This is a genomic window from Pseudomonas sp. NPDC088885, from assembly GCF_044750025.1.
GTDB classification, from domain to species: domain Bacteria; phylum Pseudomonadota; class Gammaproteobacteria; order Pseudomonadales; family Pseudomonadaceae; genus Aquipseudomonas; species Aquipseudomonas rustica.
Window position 1 is genome coordinate 7,438 of sequence record NZ_JBIVJB010000075.1, and the last position, 16,611, is coordinate 24,048.

14 protein-coding genes and 1 pseudogene are annotated in these 16,611 nt (G+C 60.4%); 1 reads left to right on the forward strand and 14 read right to left on the reverse strand.

All coding sequences use genetic code 11. The annotated features are described in order from the left end of the window. Nucleotides 1–138 precede the first annotated feature (138 nt). The 11 genes and pseudogenes from ACIP1X_RS22080 to ACIP1X_RS22130 all read right to left on the reverse strand — a co-directional run. Nucleotides 139–216: pseudogene (locus ACIP1X_RS22080) on the reverse strand (hypothetical protein); the annotation flags it as partial. A 243-nt stretch (nt 217–459) separates the two neighbouring features. Continuing rightward, on the reverse strand, nt 460–1,938 hold the full coding sequence (gene trpE, locus ACIP1X_RS22085; protein ID WP_400755090.1) for an anthranilate synthase component I: 1,479 nt from the start codon (nt 1,936–1,938) through the stop codon (nt 460–462). 71 nt (nt 1,939–2,009) lie between these two features. Continuing rightward, nucleotides 2,010–2,828 (reverse strand): phosphoglycolate phosphatase, encoded by an 819-nt coding sequence (locus tag ACIP1X_RS22090; protein WP_122594828.1) that lies wholly within the window; start codon nt 2,826–2,828, stop codon nt 2,010–2,012. Then, nucleotides 2,825–3,499, reverse strand: coding sequence for a ribulose-phosphate 3-epimerase (gene rpe / locus ACIP1X_RS22095; RefSeq protein ID WP_007918813.1), 675 nt, complete (start codon nt 3,497–3,499; stop codon nt 2,825–2,827). Before rpe ends, ACIP1X_RS22090 begins: the two co-directional genes overlap by 4 nt. Before the next feature lie 79 nt (nt 3,500–3,578). After that, nucleotides 3,579–4,727, reverse strand: a complete 1,149-nt coding sequence (locus ACIP1X_RS22100) for an iron-containing alcohol dehydrogenase (protein WP_400755093.1) — start codon at nt 4,725–4,727, stop codon at nt 3,579–3,581. A 218-nt stretch (nt 4,728–4,945) separates the two neighbouring features. After that, a complete protein-coding gene (locus ACIP1X_RS22105; RefSeq protein ID WP_008084123.1) occupies nt 4,946–5,770 on the reverse strand; it encodes an ABC transporter permease in 825 nt (274 codons plus the stop codon). A gap of 12 nt (nt 5,771–5,782) precedes the next feature. Next, the gene (locus ACIP1X_RS22110; protein ID WP_159814843.1) at nt 5,783–7,030 is read right to left on the reverse strand and encodes an ABC transporter permease; all 1,248 of its coding nucleotides are present in this window, start codon (nt 7,028–7,030) and stop codon (nt 5,783–5,785) included. A 198-nt stretch (nt 7,031–7,228) separates the two neighbouring features. Then, entirely contained in the window at nt 7,229–8,272 is a 1,044-nt protein-coding gene (locus ACIP1X_RS22115) for an ABC transporter substrate-binding protein (protein ID WP_159814844.1), read from the reverse strand. 48 nt (nt 8,273–8,320) lie between these two features. Beyond that, the gene (locus tag ACIP1X_RS22120) at nt 8,321–9,445 is read right to left on the reverse strand and encodes an ABC transporter ATP-binding protein (protein WP_400755098.1); all 1,125 of its coding nucleotides are present in this window, start codon (nt 9,443–9,445) and stop codon (nt 8,321–8,323) included. Nucleotides 9,446–9,793: 348 nt separating this feature from the next. After that, on the reverse strand, nt 9,794–10,423 hold the full coding sequence (locus tag ACIP1X_RS22125) for a response regulator transcription factor (RefSeq protein ID WP_008085218.1): 630 nt from the start codon (nt 10,421–10,423) through the stop codon (nt 9,794–9,796). Between the two features lie 106 nt (nt 10,424–10,529). Next, nucleotides 10,530–12,923: a PAS domain S-box protein gene (locus tag ACIP1X_RS22130; protein WP_400755101.1), complete on the reverse strand. Its 2,394-nt coding sequence runs from the start codon at nt 12,921–12,923 to the stop codon at nt 10,530–10,532. A 74-nt stretch (nt 12,924–12,997) separates the two neighbouring features. Between ACIP1X_RS22130 and ACIP1X_RS22135 the strand changes: the two genes are divergently transcribed. Further along, entirely contained in the window at nt 12,998–13,987 is a 990-nt protein-coding gene (locus ACIP1X_RS22135; protein ID WP_400755104.1) for an alpha/beta hydrolase family protein, read from the forward strand. A gap of 123 nt (nt 13,988–14,110) precedes the next feature. Here ACIP1X_RS22135 and ACIP1X_RS22140 read toward each other — a convergent pair whose 3' ends face one another. Genes ACIP1X_RS22140 through ACIP1X_RS22150 form a run of 3 tightly spaced genes read right to left on the reverse strand, consistent with a single transcriptional unit; the run spans nt 14,111 to nt 16,567 of the window. Continuing rightward, nucleotides 14,111–14,878 (reverse strand): TerB family tellurite resistance protein, encoded by a 768-nt coding sequence (locus ACIP1X_RS22140; RefSeq protein ID WP_053124388.1) that lies wholly within the window; start codon nt 14,876–14,878, stop codon nt 14,111–14,113. A gap of 1 nt (nt 14,879) precedes the next feature. Then, nucleotides 14,880–15,551 carry an N-acetylmuramate alpha-1-phosphate uridylyltransferase MurU gene (murU, locus tag ACIP1X_RS22145; protein WP_053124390.1) on the reverse strand — a complete coding sequence of 224 codons (672 nt, stop codon included), beginning with the start codon at nt 15,549–15,551 and terminating at the stop codon, nt 14,880–14,882. Then, a complete protein-coding gene (locus ACIP1X_RS22150; RefSeq protein WP_212550065.1) occupies nt 15,548–16,567 on the reverse strand; it encodes an aminoglycoside phosphotransferase family protein in 1,020 nt (339 codons plus the stop codon). The genes murU and ACIP1X_RS22150 overlap by 4 nt, the downstream gene beginning before the upstream one ends. Nucleotides 16,568–16,611: the final 44 nt, after the last annotated feature.

The window sequence follows — 16,611 nt, forward strand, 5'->3', positions numbered from 1 at the left end:
GTGTATCAGGCAAACCGCATGTAATGGTTTTACGACTGCTGCGCAGCCGAACGGGGATAAATCCCCTCACCACAATGAATCTCCACACCACAGATACATCCCCCTTACCACATGGCCTCTCCCATAAGGGACCTGCGATCAGTCAGGGGGTTGTTCGGCCAGGGCAACGGCGCGGAACATGGCGCGGCGTTTGTTCAGGGTTTCTTCCCATTCTAGGTACAGGGCTTTTTTATGCCTGGTATTTTCTGGAGGATATTTACCTGTGGCGAGGGGATTTATCCCCGTTGGGGTGCGAAGCAGCCCCTAAACCAAACACCGCGGTGTATCAGGCAAACCGCATGTAATGGTTTTACGACTGCTGCGCAGCCGAACGGGGATAAATCCCCTCACCACAATGAATCTCCACACCACAGATAAATCCCCTTACCACACAAGGCCTCTCCCATAAGGGATCTGCGATCAGTCAGGGGTTTGTTCGGCCAGGGCCACGGCGCGGAACATCGCGCGGCGTTTGTTCAGGGTTTCTTCCCATTCAAGGGCCGGCACCGAGTCGGCGACGATGCCGCCGCCGGCCTGCACATGCAGTTCGCCGTTTTTGATCACTGCGGTGCGGATGGCAATCGCGGTGTCCATGTTGCCGTTCCAGGCGAAGTAACCGACCGCACCGCCATACACACCACGCTTGACCGGTTCCAGTTCGTCGATGATTTCCATCGCACGAATCTTCGGAGCGCCGGACAAGGTGCCCGCCGGCAGAATTGCCCGCAGTGCGTCCATCGCCGTCAGCCCTTCTTTCAACTGGCCTGTGACGTTGGAAACGATGTGCATCACGTTGGAATAACGCTCGATAACCATCTTCTCGGTGAGCTTCACCGAACCAATCTCCGAAACACGCCCCGTATCATTACGGCCCAAATCGATGAGCATCAAGTGCTCGGCGATCTCTTTGTCGTCCGACAGCAGGTCTTCTTCCAGCGCCAGATCGGCTTCTTCGGTCGCGCCACGTGGGCGAGTGCCGGCGATCGGGCGCACGGTGATCAGGTTGTCTTCAACGCGCACCAGCACTTCCGGCGAACTGCCGACGACGTGGAAGTCGCCGAAGTTGAAGAAGTACATGTACGGCGTCGGGTTGAAGCAACGCAGCGCGCGGTACAGATCGATTGGCGCAGCCTTGAAGTCGATCGACATGCGCTGCGACGGCACGACCTGCATGCAGTCACCGGCGAGGATGTATTCCTTGATGGTGTCGACGGCTTTTTCGTAATCGTCCTGAGTGAAACTCGAACGGAACACCGGATCAGCCGCTTGCTGCTTGCTGAAGTCCAGACCACGGCGCGGGGTGATTGGTTGACGCAGTTGCTCGAGCAATTCCTGCAAACGCGCCTGACCTTGTTCGAAGGCATCTTCCTGCGAAGGGTCAGCCAGCACGATCGCGTGCATCTTGCCGGCAAGGTTGTCGAACACCACGACGGCGTCGGACACCATCAGCAGAATGTCCGGCACGCCCAGCGGATCCGGATTCGGGCACTTGCCCAAGCGCTTCTCGACATAACGCACGCAGTCGTAACCGAAGTAACCGACCAGACCACCATTGAAGCGCGGCAGACCGGCGATAGTCGGCACGTTGTAGCGCGCCTTGAAGGTTTCGACGAAAGCCAGCGGGTCTTCAACGTCGTGGCTTTCGGTCTCAACGCCATCAACGGTGATGCTGACGTGATGGTCGTGAACGCGCATGACCGTGCGGCATGGCAGACCGATGATCGAGTAACGGCCCCACTTTTCACCGCCCTGCACCGACTCGAGCAGGTAGGAGTTGGGCTGGTCGGCCAGTTTGAGGTAGATCGACAGCGGCGTGTCGAAGTCGGCCAGGGTTTCGCAGGCCAACGGAATGCGGTTGTAGCCGTCAGCGGCCAAGCGCAGGAATTCTTCGCGGATCATAAGGTGCCTCGTGGTGTGAGGGGCAAATCAGTCAGGTATGCAAACGCGCCGGCAGGCCGGCCAGGAACAAGTCAGGCGCGCCAACGCCAGCGGGCCAGGGCCTTGATGACTTTCATCCAGAGTTTGCGAGTGACCACCACGATGGCGTTTCCAGAATGGGAGTGAGAAGCGTCGGGCAACGTTATCTCAGCGGCCGTAACGAGGCAACCGGGAATTAACTTGCGCAGATCGTCGATCACCAAGGCGGGCGATTCTTCGGCAATCGGCCGGCCATGGTTGTAGCCGTAACTCAACGCAACGCATTTGACCCCCGCCGCTTTCGCCGCCAGCACATCGCTGCGCGAGTCGCCGACGAACAACGATTGCGAGGCCGGGATGTTGGCCATTTTCATCACGAAGAACAGCGCCGCCGGATCAGGCTTCTTCTGCGGCAAGGTATCGCCGCCGATGATCCACTTGAAGTAGCGGCCGATCTTCATCTGATCCAGCAGCGGCGCGACGAAGCGCTCCGGCTTGTTGGTGATCAGCGCCATGGCCACGCCTTGCTTGTGCAGCCATTTGAGAGTGTCGCGTACGCCCGGATAGACCACGGTCAGCTCATGGCTGGCGCCATAAGCCTCCATGAACACTTCCAGCGCATGCTCGGCCTCGACGTCATCCACCGCCGAATGATCAATGCCACCGGCCAGCGCCCGACGCACCAGAACTGGCGCGCCGTTGCCGACCCATTCGCGCACCGCTTCGATGCCCGCTGGCTGGCGGCCGAGGGAGAGCAGCATGGTGTCCACCGCCGCTGCCAGGTCTGGAACCGAATCGATCAGCGTGCCATCCAGATCGAACATCACCAGCCGTGGCAGTTTGCCCGGGAACAGCTGCTCAAACCCGCTCATGGGCGCGCCAGCGCCAGTTCGGAACGCATCTTGTCGATGACTTCCTGGTAGTTCGGCGCGTTGAAGATTGCCGAGCCAGCGACAAAGGTGTCGGCGCCAGCCGCGGCGATTTCACGGATGTTGTTGACGTTGACGCCGCCGTCGATTTCCAGACGGATGTCACGGCCCGAAGCATCGATGATCGCCCGCGCTTCGCGCAGTTTGTCGAGGGTGCCGGGAATGAACTTCTGCCCGCCGAAACCCGGGTTGACGCTCATCAGCAAGACCATGTCGACCTTGTCGATCACGTACTTGAGTACGTCCAGCGGGGTCGCCGGGTTGAACACCAGACCGGATTTGCAGCCGCCTTCACGGATCAGCTGCAACGAGCGATCAACGTGCAGCGTGGCTTCCGGGTGGAAGGTGATATAGGTCGCGCCGGCTTCGATGAAGTCGCCGACGATGCGATCCACCGGGCTGACCATCAGGTGCGCGTCAATCGGCGCGGTGACGCCGTACTTGCGCAATGCCGCGCAAACCATCGGGCCGATGGTCAGGTTGGGTACGTAGTGATTGTCCATGACGTCGAAGTGAACGAAGTCGGCGCCAGCGGCGAGAACGTTGTCCACTTCCTCACCGAGGCGGGCGAAGTCGGCGGAGAGAATCGACGGAGCAATTACGAAGGGCTGCATGACGCACCTTTTCTGAGCTAAATCACGATGGCGCGCATTGTAGCCTCATGCTTGAGCGCGCGCACCGTGACCGCGATGATCAGTACGCCGCTCGGTAAATCTTCTCGATATCGACGGCGCTGAGTTTGCGCGGGTTGTTGCGCATCAAGCGCTCGATGCCCGCGGCTTCTGCGGCCATGGCCGGGATCGCTTCTTCCGGTACACCGAAACTGCGCAGGCCGGCAGGAATTTCCACCGCTGCGCACAGGTCGGTCATCGCCTGCACGGCTTTGTCCGCCGCCTCGGCTGCACTTAGATGAGCGGTCTTCACGCCCATGGCTTCGGCAATATCCTGCATGCGCTCCACGCAGGCCATCTTGTTCCAGGTCATGACATACGGCAGCAGCAAGGCATTGCTGACGCCATGGGCAATGTTGAAGCGCCCGCCCAGCGGATACGCCAGCGCATGCACCGCACCGACCCCGGCATTGCCGAACGCCATGCCGGCCATCAGGCTGGCAGTGGCCATGTCTTCGCGCGCTTGCAGGTTGGCGCCGTTGGCGTAGGCCTTGGGCAAGGCTTTGGCGATCAGCTTGATTGCGCCAATGGCCAGCGCGTCGGTGATCGGTGAGGCATTCACCGACAGATAGGATTCGATGGCGTGCACCAATGCGTCGACGCCACTGGCGGCGGTCACGCTGCGTGGGCAGGTCAGGGTCATTTGCGGGCTGACCAATGCGACGTCCGGCAAAAGATAGTCGCTGACGATGCCTTTCTTCAGTTGCGCGACTTTGTCGGAAAGGATGGCGACGTTGGTGACTTCGGAGCCGGTGCCGGCGGTAGTCGGGATGGCGATCAGCGGCGGGCCTTTGCGCGGCACCTGATCGACGCCGAACAGATCTTCCAGCGCACCGTGGTAACCGGCGTACGCGGCGACGCTTTTGGCGATGTCGATGGCACTGCCGCCACCGAGGCCGATCAAGCCGTCATGCCCGCCCTCGCGGTACACGCGCATGCAGTCTTCGACGATGGCGATTTCCGGGTCGGGCAGCACGCGGTCGAAAATCTCGTACTCGCGCCCACCCAATTGGCACAGCGCCAACTCGACGGTGCCGGATTTGACCAGCGCAGCGTCGGTGACGATCAGCGGGTTGTCGATGTCGAGGCGCGTGAGTTCGGCGGCCAATTGCTCGATGGCGGCGGCGCCGGTGATCAGTTTGTGAGCGATTTTGAACTGGGACAGACTCATCGTGCGCAGCCTCTTATAGGTGTGGGAGCTGGGCACAAGATTAGCTGGGGATTTGGGGTTGTCTGCTATTCAGGTGGTGAATGACCAACCCGAGAGCAACACCATCCATTGTGGGAGCGGGCTTGCTCGCGAATGCGGTGTGCCAGTCGGTGAAAATGTTGACTGACACTCCGTATTCGCGAGCAAGCCCGCTCCCACATTTTTGACCGCGTGCGGATTTAGACCTGAGCAGTGCGCAGTTTTTCGCTGCGGCCGCGTAGCCATTCCAGGGTCAGCAGCAGGATGACCGAGAACGCAATCAGCAACGTCGCAGCAGCCGCAATAGTCGGGCTGAGGTTCTCGCGAATCCCGCTGAACATCTGCCGAGGCAACGTCGCCTGCTCAGGCCCCGCGAGAAACAACGTCACCACCACCTCATCAAACGACGTCGCAAAGGCAAACAGCGCACCGGAGATCACCCCCGGCGCAATCAATGGCAAGGTCACCCGACGAAACGCGGTCAGCGGTGAAGCACCGAGACTTGCGGCAGCCCGCACCAGGTTGTGGTTAAAGCCCTGCAACGTCGCCGACACCGTGATGATCACAAACGGCACACCCAACACCGCATGCACGACGATCAATGAGAAAAAGCTGTTACCCAACCCCAACGGCGCAAAGAACAGATAACTCGCCACACCAATGATCACCACCGGCACCACCATCGGCGAAATCACCAGCGCCATTACCAGCGCTTTACCGGGGAAGTCACCGCGAGTCAGGCCAATCGCCGCCAGCGTACCGAAGATCATCGCCAGCACCGTCGCCGCCGGGGCAACGATGATGCTGTTCTTCAGCGCACGCATCCATTCCGCCGAGGCGAAGAAGTCGTGGTACCACTGCAGCGAGAAACCCTGCAGCGGATAGACCAGAAAACTGCCCGAGTTGAACGACAGCGGAATAATCACCAGCACCGGCAGAATCAGGAACAACAGAATCAGGCCGCAGAGGATCCGCAGGCTGTAGAACCACACCCGTTCAATGGGCGACATGTAAGGACTCAGCATCTCGAATTCCCCTTAGCTCAGGCGCAGGCGACTGGCGCCGACCAGCCAGCTATAAATCAGATAAAGCACCACGGTCGCCAACAGCAACAACCCGCCGAGTGCGGTGGCCATGCCCCAGTTGATGCTGGTGTTGGTGTAGAAGGCGACGAAGTAGCTGACCATTTGATCGTTGGGGCTGCCGAGCAGCGCCGGGGTGATGTAGTAGCCGATGGCGAGAATGAACACCAACAGGCACCCGGCGCCGACACCGGCGTAGGTCTGCGGGAAGTACACCCGCCAGAAACTGGCGAACGGGTGGCAGCCGAGGGAAATCGCCGCGCGCATGTAGGTTGGCGATATGCCTTTCATCACGCTGTAGATCGGCAGGATCATGAACGGCAGCAGGATGTGCACCATCGAGATGTACACGCCGGTGCGGTTGAACACCAGTTCCAGCGGTTTATCGATGATGCCCATGGCCATCAGCCCGCTGTTGATCAGCCCGCCGGATTGCAGCAGCACGATCCACGCAGCAACGCGCACCAGAATCGAGGTCCAGAACGGCAGCAGCACCAGAATCATCAGCAGATTGCTTTGCCGCGATGGCAGGTTCGCCAGCAGGTAGGCCAGTGGATAGGCGAGCAGCAGGCAGATCACGGTAATCACCAGGCCCATCCAGAACGTGCGGGCGAAAATGTCGAGGTAGATCGCCTGATCCGGGGTGGCCGGGGCGATTTCGCCGAGGTCGTCGATGCGGTGATCGACGGACGCCAGCAAGTAATAAGGCGTGATGCTGCTGGTGTTGCGTTTCACCGCTTGCCAGTAAGCCGGGTCGCCCCAACGTTCGTCGAGTGCTTCCAGCGCTTCTTTATAAGAGGCCGGTTCGCTGGCGAAAGGCAGCGCCCGGGCGGTTTTGGTCAGCAGGCTGCGATAGCCGGCCAACTCCATGTTCAAGCGCTTGGACAGATCGCCCAGCGTCTGGTTTTTGCGCGCTTCGGCGAGGTCTTCGCTGGCGGCTTTGTAGACCGGTTCAGCGGGCAGGCCGCGGCCGTCCCAACTGGCGATGGCCGCCACGGTGCGCGGCATGCCGCCGACCACTTCGGGGTTGCCGACGCTTTTGTAGAGCAGCGCCACGATCGGCACCAGAAACACCAGCAACAGAAACAGCACCAACGGCGCAATCAGCGCTTGAGCCTTCCAGCGGTTGACCCGCTCGGCGCGCTTGAGCTTCTGCTTCAAGGTGGGGCTGTTGCCCTCGTTCAGGGGAACGGCGATGGCCATGACGTACTCCGCAAATCTTTGATCGTTACAGAGGTGGTGAACCACCTCGAACTTTAGCTACTGATCGTTCCCACGCTCTGCGTGGGCACGCATCCAGTGACGCTCTGCGTCACACGAGGACGCGGAGCGTCCCGGGCGGCATTCCCACGCAGAGCGTGGGAACGATCATCTGGTACACCGTCGGCCCGTGTGACGTGCTTATTTCGCAGCCCAGGAGTTGAAGCGCTGCTCCAGTTGCTCGCCGTTGTCAGCCCAGAAGCTGACGTCGATCTGCACCTGGTTGGCGATGTTTTCCGGGGTGGTCGGCATGTCTTTCAGGACGTCCTTGGCCAGCAGCGGCACGGCCTGGGTGTTGGCCGGGCCGTAGGCGATGTTTTCCGAGTAGGTCTTCTGCTGCTGCGGTTGTACCGAGTAAGCGATGAACTTCTTCGCCGCTTCGGCACGCTTGGCGTCCAGACCTTTCGGGATGGCCCAGGCGTCGAAGTCGTAGATGCCGCCGTTCCACACCACTTTCAGGTTGGATTCTTTCTGCACGGCAGCGATGCGACCGTTGTAAGCCGAGCTCATCACCACGTCACCGGAAGCGAGGTACTGCGGCGGTTGCGCACCGGCTTCCCACCACTGGATGCTCGGCTTCAGCTCATCAAGCTTCTTGAACGCGCGATCCTGACCATCCTTGCTCGCCAGCACTTTGTAGACGTCTTTCGGCGCCACGCCATCGGCCATCAAGGCGAATTCGAGGGTGTATTTGGCGCCTTTACGCAGGCCACGTTTGCCCGGGAACTGCTTGGTGTCCCAGAAATCCGCCCAGCTGGTCGGCGCGGTTTTCAGCTTGTCGGCGTTGTAAGCCAGCACGGTCGACCACACAAAGAAACCTACGCCGCACGGCTGAATCGCGCCTTTAACGTAGTCTTCGGATTTGCCGAACAGCGCCGGGTCGAGTTGTTCGAACATGTCTTCATCGCAACCACGGGACAGTTCTGGCGATTCAACTTCGACCAGGTCCCACGACACGCTCTTGGTGTCGACCATGGCTTTGACCTTGGCCATTTCGCCGTTGTACTCGCCAGCGACGATCTTGCCGTTGCCCGCTGCTTCCCACGGTGCATAGAAGGCTTTGACTTGCGCCGCCTTGTTCGCCCCGCCAAACGACACCACGGTCAAATCCGGGCCAGCGGCCATTGCGCTGGCCGCACCCATCAGGCCCAGGGTCAGGGCGGTGAACTTCAGGGATCTCAACATTTATTGTTCTCTCCACGTGCAGGGTTGGTGTTGGTATTGCCGGGGCGATTAATGCGCCTCTAGAAGTGGATCAAGCGCGCGAACGTGCTCGACCTGCCAGCCAAGCGGTACCACGTCACCGACGGCGAGCGCGGGATCGAGCTCGGCAATCGGTTGTTTCACGAAGAAGTCGGTCTTGCCGCAGACTTCCAGGCGCACCCGGACGTGGTCGCCCAGATAGATGAATTCCGCCACCCTCCCTGAGAAGCGGTTAACGCATTGATCGCTCGACCCGTTGAGGCTGACGCGCTCCGGACGGATTGACAGGGTCACCGGTTCGCCGGTTTTGCCGACGTTGACCGCCAGTGCCTCGACCTTTTCGCCACGGCCCAACTCGACCACGCAACGCTCGCCGCTCTGGCTGAGCAGACGGCCGTTGAGGCGGTTGTTCTCACCGATGAAATTAGCGACGAAGGTGTTTTTCGGTTCTTCGTAGAGGCTGCGCGGCGGAGCAATCTGCTGGATTTCGCCCTGATGAAAGACCGCGACGCGGTCAGACATGGTCAGCGCTTCACCCTGATCGTGGGTCACGTAGACCACGGTCACGCCGAGGCGCTGGTGCAGGTGTTTGATTTCCATCTGCATGTGTTCGCGCAGTTGTTTGTCGAGGGCGCCGAGGGGTTCGTCCATCAACACCAGTTGCGGTTCGAACACCAGCGCGCGAGCCAATGCCACACGTTGCTGCTGACCACCGGACAACTGCGCCGGGTAGCGCGAGGCGAATGCATCAAGCTGCACCATGCTCAGGACTTTCTTGACCTTGTCGTTGACGTCGCTCTTGTTCAGGCCGCGCACGCTCAGCGGGAAGGCGAGGTTTTCGGCGACGGTCATGTGCGGGAACAGCGCGTAATTCTGAAAGACCATGCCGATGTCGCGTTTGTGCGGCGGCACGTTATTGATCGAACGCCCGGCCAGCAGAATCTCGCCGGCAGTCGGCGTTTCGAAACCGGCGAGCATCATCAGGCTGGTGGTTTTCCCGGAACCGGATGGCCCGAGCAGGGTGAGGAATTCGCCTTTGCGAATGTCCAGGTTGAGGTCTTTGACGATCAGGTTCTCGCCGTCGTAGCTCTTCTGCACTCCACGAAAGCTGACCAGCACATCACTGGCCCCTGCGTTTGAATCGACCTGGCTCATACCCACACCTTTGTTGTTGATGACTGCTTGTGGATTAAGCCTAGTGGTTGCTGACAGGCACGCAAATCGGGGCGCAGGAGAGAATCGCCTCAGCCGGATGGAAGGTTGGGGGTAGGGATTGCCCTACAAGGATGGCGCTAACGGATACGGCAGTGGCAAGGGACAAGCTGCGAGCCGCAAGCAAAGGCAAAAACGCGTGTCGCTTAGGGATATGCGCACAATCAGGATCCAAAGCAGATCCCTTGTGGGAGCGAGCCTGCTCGCGAATGCGGTGGGTCATTCAGCTTATTCAGTGACTGATACACCACTTTCGCGAGCAGGCTCGCTCCCACAGGGGAACAGTGCTGATCAGAGGAGTTTGTGTTCCATCGCGTATTTGACCAGTTCGGCCAGCGAGGTGATGTTGAGCTTTTGCATCAGCCGCGCCTTGTGAGTGCTGATGGTTTTGCTGCTCAGCGCCAGTTGCTGGGCAATGTCGTTGACGTTGGCGCCTTGGGCCAGGCGCTCGAACACTGAAAACTCACGCTCGGACAGCAACGAATGCAGCGGCCGCGCATCGGTCAGGCCGACTTCAAAAACCATACGATCCGCCAGATCCGGGTCGATATAACGCCCACCCGCCGCGACCTTGCGGATCGCCGTGAGCAACAGCGCCGGATCGCTGTCCTTGGTTGCGTAGCCAGCCGCGCCGACCTTCAGCGCGCGAGCAGCCATTTGCGCTTCGTCGTGCATCGACAGCACCAGAATCGCCGGCGGATTGTTCAGTGCACGAATCCGTGGGATCGCTTCGAGGCCGTTGACCCCGGGCATGGAGATGTCGAGCAGCACCACTTCGCACGGCACATGGCGCAGGGTTTCCAGCAGTTGTTCGCCATTACTCGCCTCGCCCACCACTTGCAGATCCTTGGCCAGGCCGATCAATTGCTTGATGCCCTCACGGACGATGGTGTGGTCTTCGGCTACCAGTACACGGATCACTTGCACTCTCCTCGGTTGTTGTTTTTAAGGGCAAAAGATCGCAGCCTGCGGCAGCTCCTACATTGATCGCACTCCCCCTGTAGGAGCTGCCGAAGGCTGCGATCTTTTAGCGATCCAGCGGCACCCACACTTTAAGACTAGTACCCTCCCCCGGTTCACTTTCCAGCACCAACCGCCCACCCATGATCAGCACCCGCTCGCGCATGCCGACCAAACCAAACGAAGTCGGCCTACCGGTAGCGGCGACAAATCCTACGCCATCATCGGCGACTGTCAGGCACAACTCATCGCCCTCCAGCGCCAGCGTCAGTTCCACAGTATGCGCCTGAGCATGACGCATCACGTTGGTCAGCGCTTCCTGCAAAATCCGGAACAACCCGATCGCCTTGGCATCACTCAGCGCCGGCAGATTCTCCGGCACCTGCACCAGACAGGGAATCTGCGTCCGCGCTTCAAATCGCCGCGCCTGCCATTCAATTGCCGAGGCGATCCCGGCATCAAGAATCGGTGGCCGCAGCGCCGTCGCCACATCGCGCACCAATTGGAACAACTGGGCGATCAGGCGCTTCATGCTGTTGAGCCGTTCGTTCAAACCGGGGTCGAGTTGCGCGTAGGCCAATTCGCACATCGATGTCTCCAGTTTCAGCACCGTGAGCATCTGCCCCAATTCATCGTGCACTTCGCGGGCAATGCGCGCCTTCTCTTCTTCGCGCACGCTTTCAAGGTGCGCCGACAGTTCGCGCAGCTGTTCACGAGAATCGGCCAGTTCCAGTTCGATGCGTTTGCTCTCGGTGATGTCCCAGACGATGCCGTCCCAGACGTACGCGCCATCCTCCAGTTGCCGGGTGATCGCCTTGATTTCGGCCCAGCGCTGCTGGCCCTGTCGCGTAACAATTCTGCCCTGCCACGACCAGTCGCTGTCGGTGTCCAGCGCTTGATCCTGGGTGCGGTGATAACTGGCCTTGTCGTCCGGGTGCACCAGACTGCGCAGGCCCATGTCGCGATGGGCGATGGCGGCCGGCGCGTAGCCAACCAGACTTTCGCTACCCTCGCTGATGTAGGCAAAGTCGATCTGCCCGGTCACCGGCGCGCGCTCCAGCCGGAACACCAATCCCGGCACGTTGGCGGCGATGCCTTGCAGCCGCGCCTCACTTTCCTGCAACGCGGCCAGTGCGCGACGGCGGTCGGTGACGTCGGTGAGGTAGACCACCAGGTATTCGCTGTCGCGAAAACGCAGAAAACTCAGCGACACATCCGCTGGCAAAATACTGCCGTCGGCACGCACGCAACTGGTTTCAAAACTCAACGGCCCTTCCTCGCTCGCTCGCGCACGCTTCCAGAGATTGAGCCAGCGATCCATGTGCAGACCCGGTTCGAAGTCGATCAACGGCCGCTCGATCAACCCGCCCGAGGGATAACCGAGCATGTTTTCCGCCGCGCGATTGGCGTAGCGCACATGGCTGTCCCAGTTGACCCAGAGGATGCCGACGGTGCTTTGATCGATGGAAAACTGCGTCAGCCGCAGCGCTTCTTCGCTGGCGGCGCGCAAGGCTATGTCTTCTCTAGCGGCAAGCAAGCGTTGCTCGAGGCTGTGCTGCTGGCGCCGCTGCCAGAACACGATGGCCACGCAACTGAGCAACATAACCGCAAACAACAGCGCGAGGTTTTGCCAGAAGCCCGGCGACTCCGAGAATCGCGGATATTTCGGTTGCAGCCATTGATTGTGCAGGCGCTCCAGATCTTTCGCCGGGATCGCGCGCAAAGCGCTTTGGACGATGCCGGCCAGTTCCGGCCAATCCCGTCGCGAAGCAACCCGCAACAATTGCGGCAGACCGATATCGCCAACCACCACCAGTTCGGCAAATTCCGGCTCTACCGACAATCGCCCAAGTTGCGCTTCATCGACCACCGCGTAAGACGCCTGCTGACTCAGCAACAATTGCAGTGCCTGACGTTCCAGCGGCACGCCTTGCAGGTTGAGATGGGGATAGTTGCCGCGCAGATAATCGGCAGTCGCGCTGGGCATGCGCACGGCGACGCGGGTCTGGCTGTCGAGTTTTTCCAGATCGATCGTGCCGCTGGCTTTTTGATCGCTGACCACCAGTTGCGGCACGCGCATGTACGGATCGGAAAATTGCCAGAGACGCAGCGCGCTCGGGGTTTGCATCAGGCCGGGGGCGATGTCGATTTCACCTTCGCGCACCGCCGCTTCCAGTTGCGCGAGGTCTTGAAAGTTGCGCCAGCTCAGTTCGACATTGAGCACCTTGGCCAACGACTTCATCAACTCGACATTGGCTCCGGACAGCTTCTGCAAACGCCGGTCGTATTGTGCAAACGGCGCCTGCAACACCAGACCGACGCGCAGCTCATGGTGTTGCGCCAGCCATTGCTGCTGGCCCGCCGACAATTGCGCAGCGTGCGCCGGTGAGTCAGGCACCGCCCAGGCAATCAAGGGAAAGCACAACCAGCCGATAAACCAGAGGCAGCAAAATCGCTTCATTGAAGTCTCATACACTGACAAATTCTGACCAACCCATTAGGCTGCCGGGATACATTTCTGGCCTGGAATAACCGATGCCCTCTGTCTACCGCCTGGCAATGCCAGCATTGTGCCTGTCGCTGATCCTGCCTTGTGCGTTTTCCGTCGAAGCCGCCGATCCGGCGCCTGCCGCCTCGGCGGAAAAACCTGCCGAAGCGAAACCCGTCGAACGCCAGCCACTGCTTGAGCGTAGTCAGGAAGAAGCCGCCGCACTCGGCCGTACGGTTCCGGCGCAAGAGCAGCAACAGTTGCAGGCCGGCAGCGACACCTTCCTCGCCCTGTGGAAAACCGCCAACACCGCCGAACCCAAGGGCGCGGTGATTATCATCCCCGGCGCCGGCGAAACCGCTGACTGGCCGCAAGCAATCGGCCCGTTGCGGCAGAAATTGCCCGACGCCAAGTGGAGCAGCCTGAGTATCACCCTGCCCGATCTGCAAAGCGATGCCATCGCACCGCGCGTCGTCGAGCCCGCCGCCGCGCCGAAAGCGCCGGAAACCGGCAGCAAGGATGCCACCACCGCGCAGCCGATCGAGCAGGCGGCCGGCGGTGAAGCCGAGGTCGCCGATCAAGTTGCGGCCGACACTGTGGAAGAACAGGAAAAGGCTGACGGCGAGCGCATCTTCGCCCGCATCGACGCGGCCATTGCCTATGCCGAACAGCAGAGCGCGCGCAGCATTGTCGTGCTCGGGCATGGCACCGGGGCTTATTGGGCGGCGCGTTATCTCAGCGAGAAGCAGACTGCGCAGGTGGAGAAGTTTGTGATGGTCGATGCGCAGACACCGGCCAAAGCCAAACCGGCATTGGCGGAACTGACACCGACATTGGAATTGCCGACCGCAGATATTTTCTACATGGACAAGGCGCTGGATCGCAATGCGGCGCTGGAGCGTATGCAGGCGAGCAAGCGGTTGAAGACTTCGGCGTTTAGCCAGGTGGCATTGCAGGCGTTGCCGGATAAAAAGGCTGAGCAGGAACAGTTGGTCCGCCGGGTGCGCGGCTGGTTGAATCCGCAGAACACCGACTGATCGATAGACCGAGTTGTCTCATTCGCGAGCAAGCCCGCTCCCACAATGGATTGGGTACCCTGATCCAATGTGGGAGCGAGCCTGCTCGCGAAGGGGCCATCACTGGCCATACACCTCTAACGGCTAACGAAAATCCCGCCGCTCACGAATCAATGTGTAGGCATTGTGCAACTCACGCGTACGCTCGGTCGCCTCACGCACCTGCGCCGTCGTCGCGCCCGTGCCGGCAATCTTGTCCGGGTGATGCCGACTCAACAGCCGCCGGTACGCCCGCTTGATCTGCGCCGGTTCGCTATTGGCCGACACCCCGAGCAAACGCATCGCCTCCTGATAACTCACAGCCGCACTGACAATCGGCCGCTTGCCGGGCTCGTAATCACTGGCCAGCGCCTGCACCTGCTGCACTGTCCAGCCCAGCCACTTGCCCCACTGCGCCAACAATTCACGTTCGCTGACACCGGCGCGACCATCGGCCCAGACCATCCGCCAACAGGCGCGCAAGACACCTTCGGCCGCATGCGGCTGGCCGCTGAGTCGACGCAGGTACCCGCGCAGACTGTCGTTACCCGACTTGCCGCGATTGAACGCGGCAATCGCCCGACGCATTGCCGGATCACTCATTTCCAGCGCACGCATTTCGTTGCGCGCCTGCTGGATATGCCCGTCAGTGACGCGCCCATCACTTTTGGCCAGACGCCCGAGCAGCACAAACAACAATTCGTCGTTGCGCAACATCGGTCGACCGCCGAGTTTTTCGCGCAAATGCCCCCAGCTCTGCAAGTGCAGACGCCGATCCAGCGCCTGCCCCAACAATGCCCCAAGCATGGCCCCCGGAATGCTGGCGATCGCAAAACCCGCTCCGGCTCCAATCAGAGTCCCTGGCCACAACATGTCAGCGACTCGCTTCTATCAAGGTTTCAGCTTCAGCGAGGCGCTCGTGGGTGCCGACATCCACCCAGTGACCTTTCAGGCGTTCGCCAGTGACTTCGCCTTCGGCCATGGCTTTACGCAGCAGCGGCGCGAGTTTGAAGGCGCCGTCCGTGCAACCGTCGAACAGTTGCGGATGCAGTACCGCGATGCCGCTGTAGGTCAAAGTCGCAGCATTAGCCTGGCCGTCGATCACCTGCCCATCGACCAGAGAAAAGTCTCCAGTCGGGTGATGCGCCGGGTTGTCCGCCAGCACCAGATGCGCCAGACCGTTGATCGGCTGGTGCAGCACGCTGAAGTCGTAATCCGTCCAGATATCACCGTTGACCACCAGAAACGCATCGTCACCGAGCAACGGCAGCGCGCGGAAAATCCCGCCGCCGGTTTCCAGCGGTTCACCTTCCGGCGAGTACTGGATGCTCAGACCGAATTGCGAACCGTCACCGAGGTAATCCTCGATCTGCTGACCGAGCCAGGCGTGGTTGATCACGATTTCGTTGAAACCGGCGGCCGCGAGGGCGCGCAGGTGGTATTCGATCAAGGGCACGCCGCCGGCGCGCACCAGCGGTTTAGGAGTGGTCAGGGTCAGCGGGCGCATGCGCTCGCCTTTGCCTGCCGCCAGAATCATTGCCTTCATGCTGTGGCTCCACCCCGCAGGCTGGTGAACAGCGCTTGCAACTCGGCCAGTTCCGGACGACGGGCGATCACTGCTTCTATATAGGAGAAGAAGCGCGGCACGTCGGCCAGGTAACGCGGCTTGCCATCGCGGTGACAGATGCGCGCGAAGATGCCGATGACTTTCAAGTGACGCTGCACGCCCATCAGGTCGCTCGCGCGCAGGAAGTCTTCGAAGTTCGACTGCACCGGGATATTCAATGCCGAGGCTTGCTGCCAGTAATTTTCCAGCCAGCCGCGCACACGTTCTTCAGGCCAGCTGAGGAACGCATCCTTGAACAGGCAGGTGACGTCGTAGGTGACCGGGCCGTAGACCGCGTCCTGAAAATCCAGCACACCGGGATTCGGCTCGCTGAGCATCAGGTTGCGCGGCATGTAGTCGCGGTGCACCAACACTTTCGGCTGAGCCAGGGCGCTGTCGATCAACAGATCGCTGATCTGCTGCCACTGTTGTTGCTGAGTCGAATCGAATTCGACGCCGAGCTCACGTTTCACGTACCACTCGGGGAACAGTTCCAGCTCACGGCGCAGCAAGGCAACGTCATAACTCGGCAGTGGCGCGACCATCGGCAACTGCTGAAAAGCCAGCAGTGCTTGCAGGGCATCGCTGAATAATGCGTCGGCATTTTCGCCATCGATCACGTCGAGATAGGTCTTGTTACCCAAGTCATTAAGCAAAAGAAAACCGCGCTCGAGGTCTTCTGCGTAAATTTTCGGCACATTTATTCCGGATTTCGCCAGCAAAAAAGCGATATCCACGAACGGTTTGCAGTTTTCCTGGGGTGGCGGAGCGTCCATGACGACAAAGCTTTTGCCCTCGCCTTCCCAACGGAAGTAACGGCGGAAACTCGCGTCGCTGCTGGCCGCAGTCAACGTGGCCGGGGGCACAGCGCCCCAACCCTGATCTGCAAAGAGGATTGCCAGCTGTTCATCGAGCCAAACTTTCAGGTGTTGCAAGCGTACATCTTGGTCAGGCATTGCAAGGGTCTCCGACGGCGCTAGCCGTCAAGCGGGTCATGCTT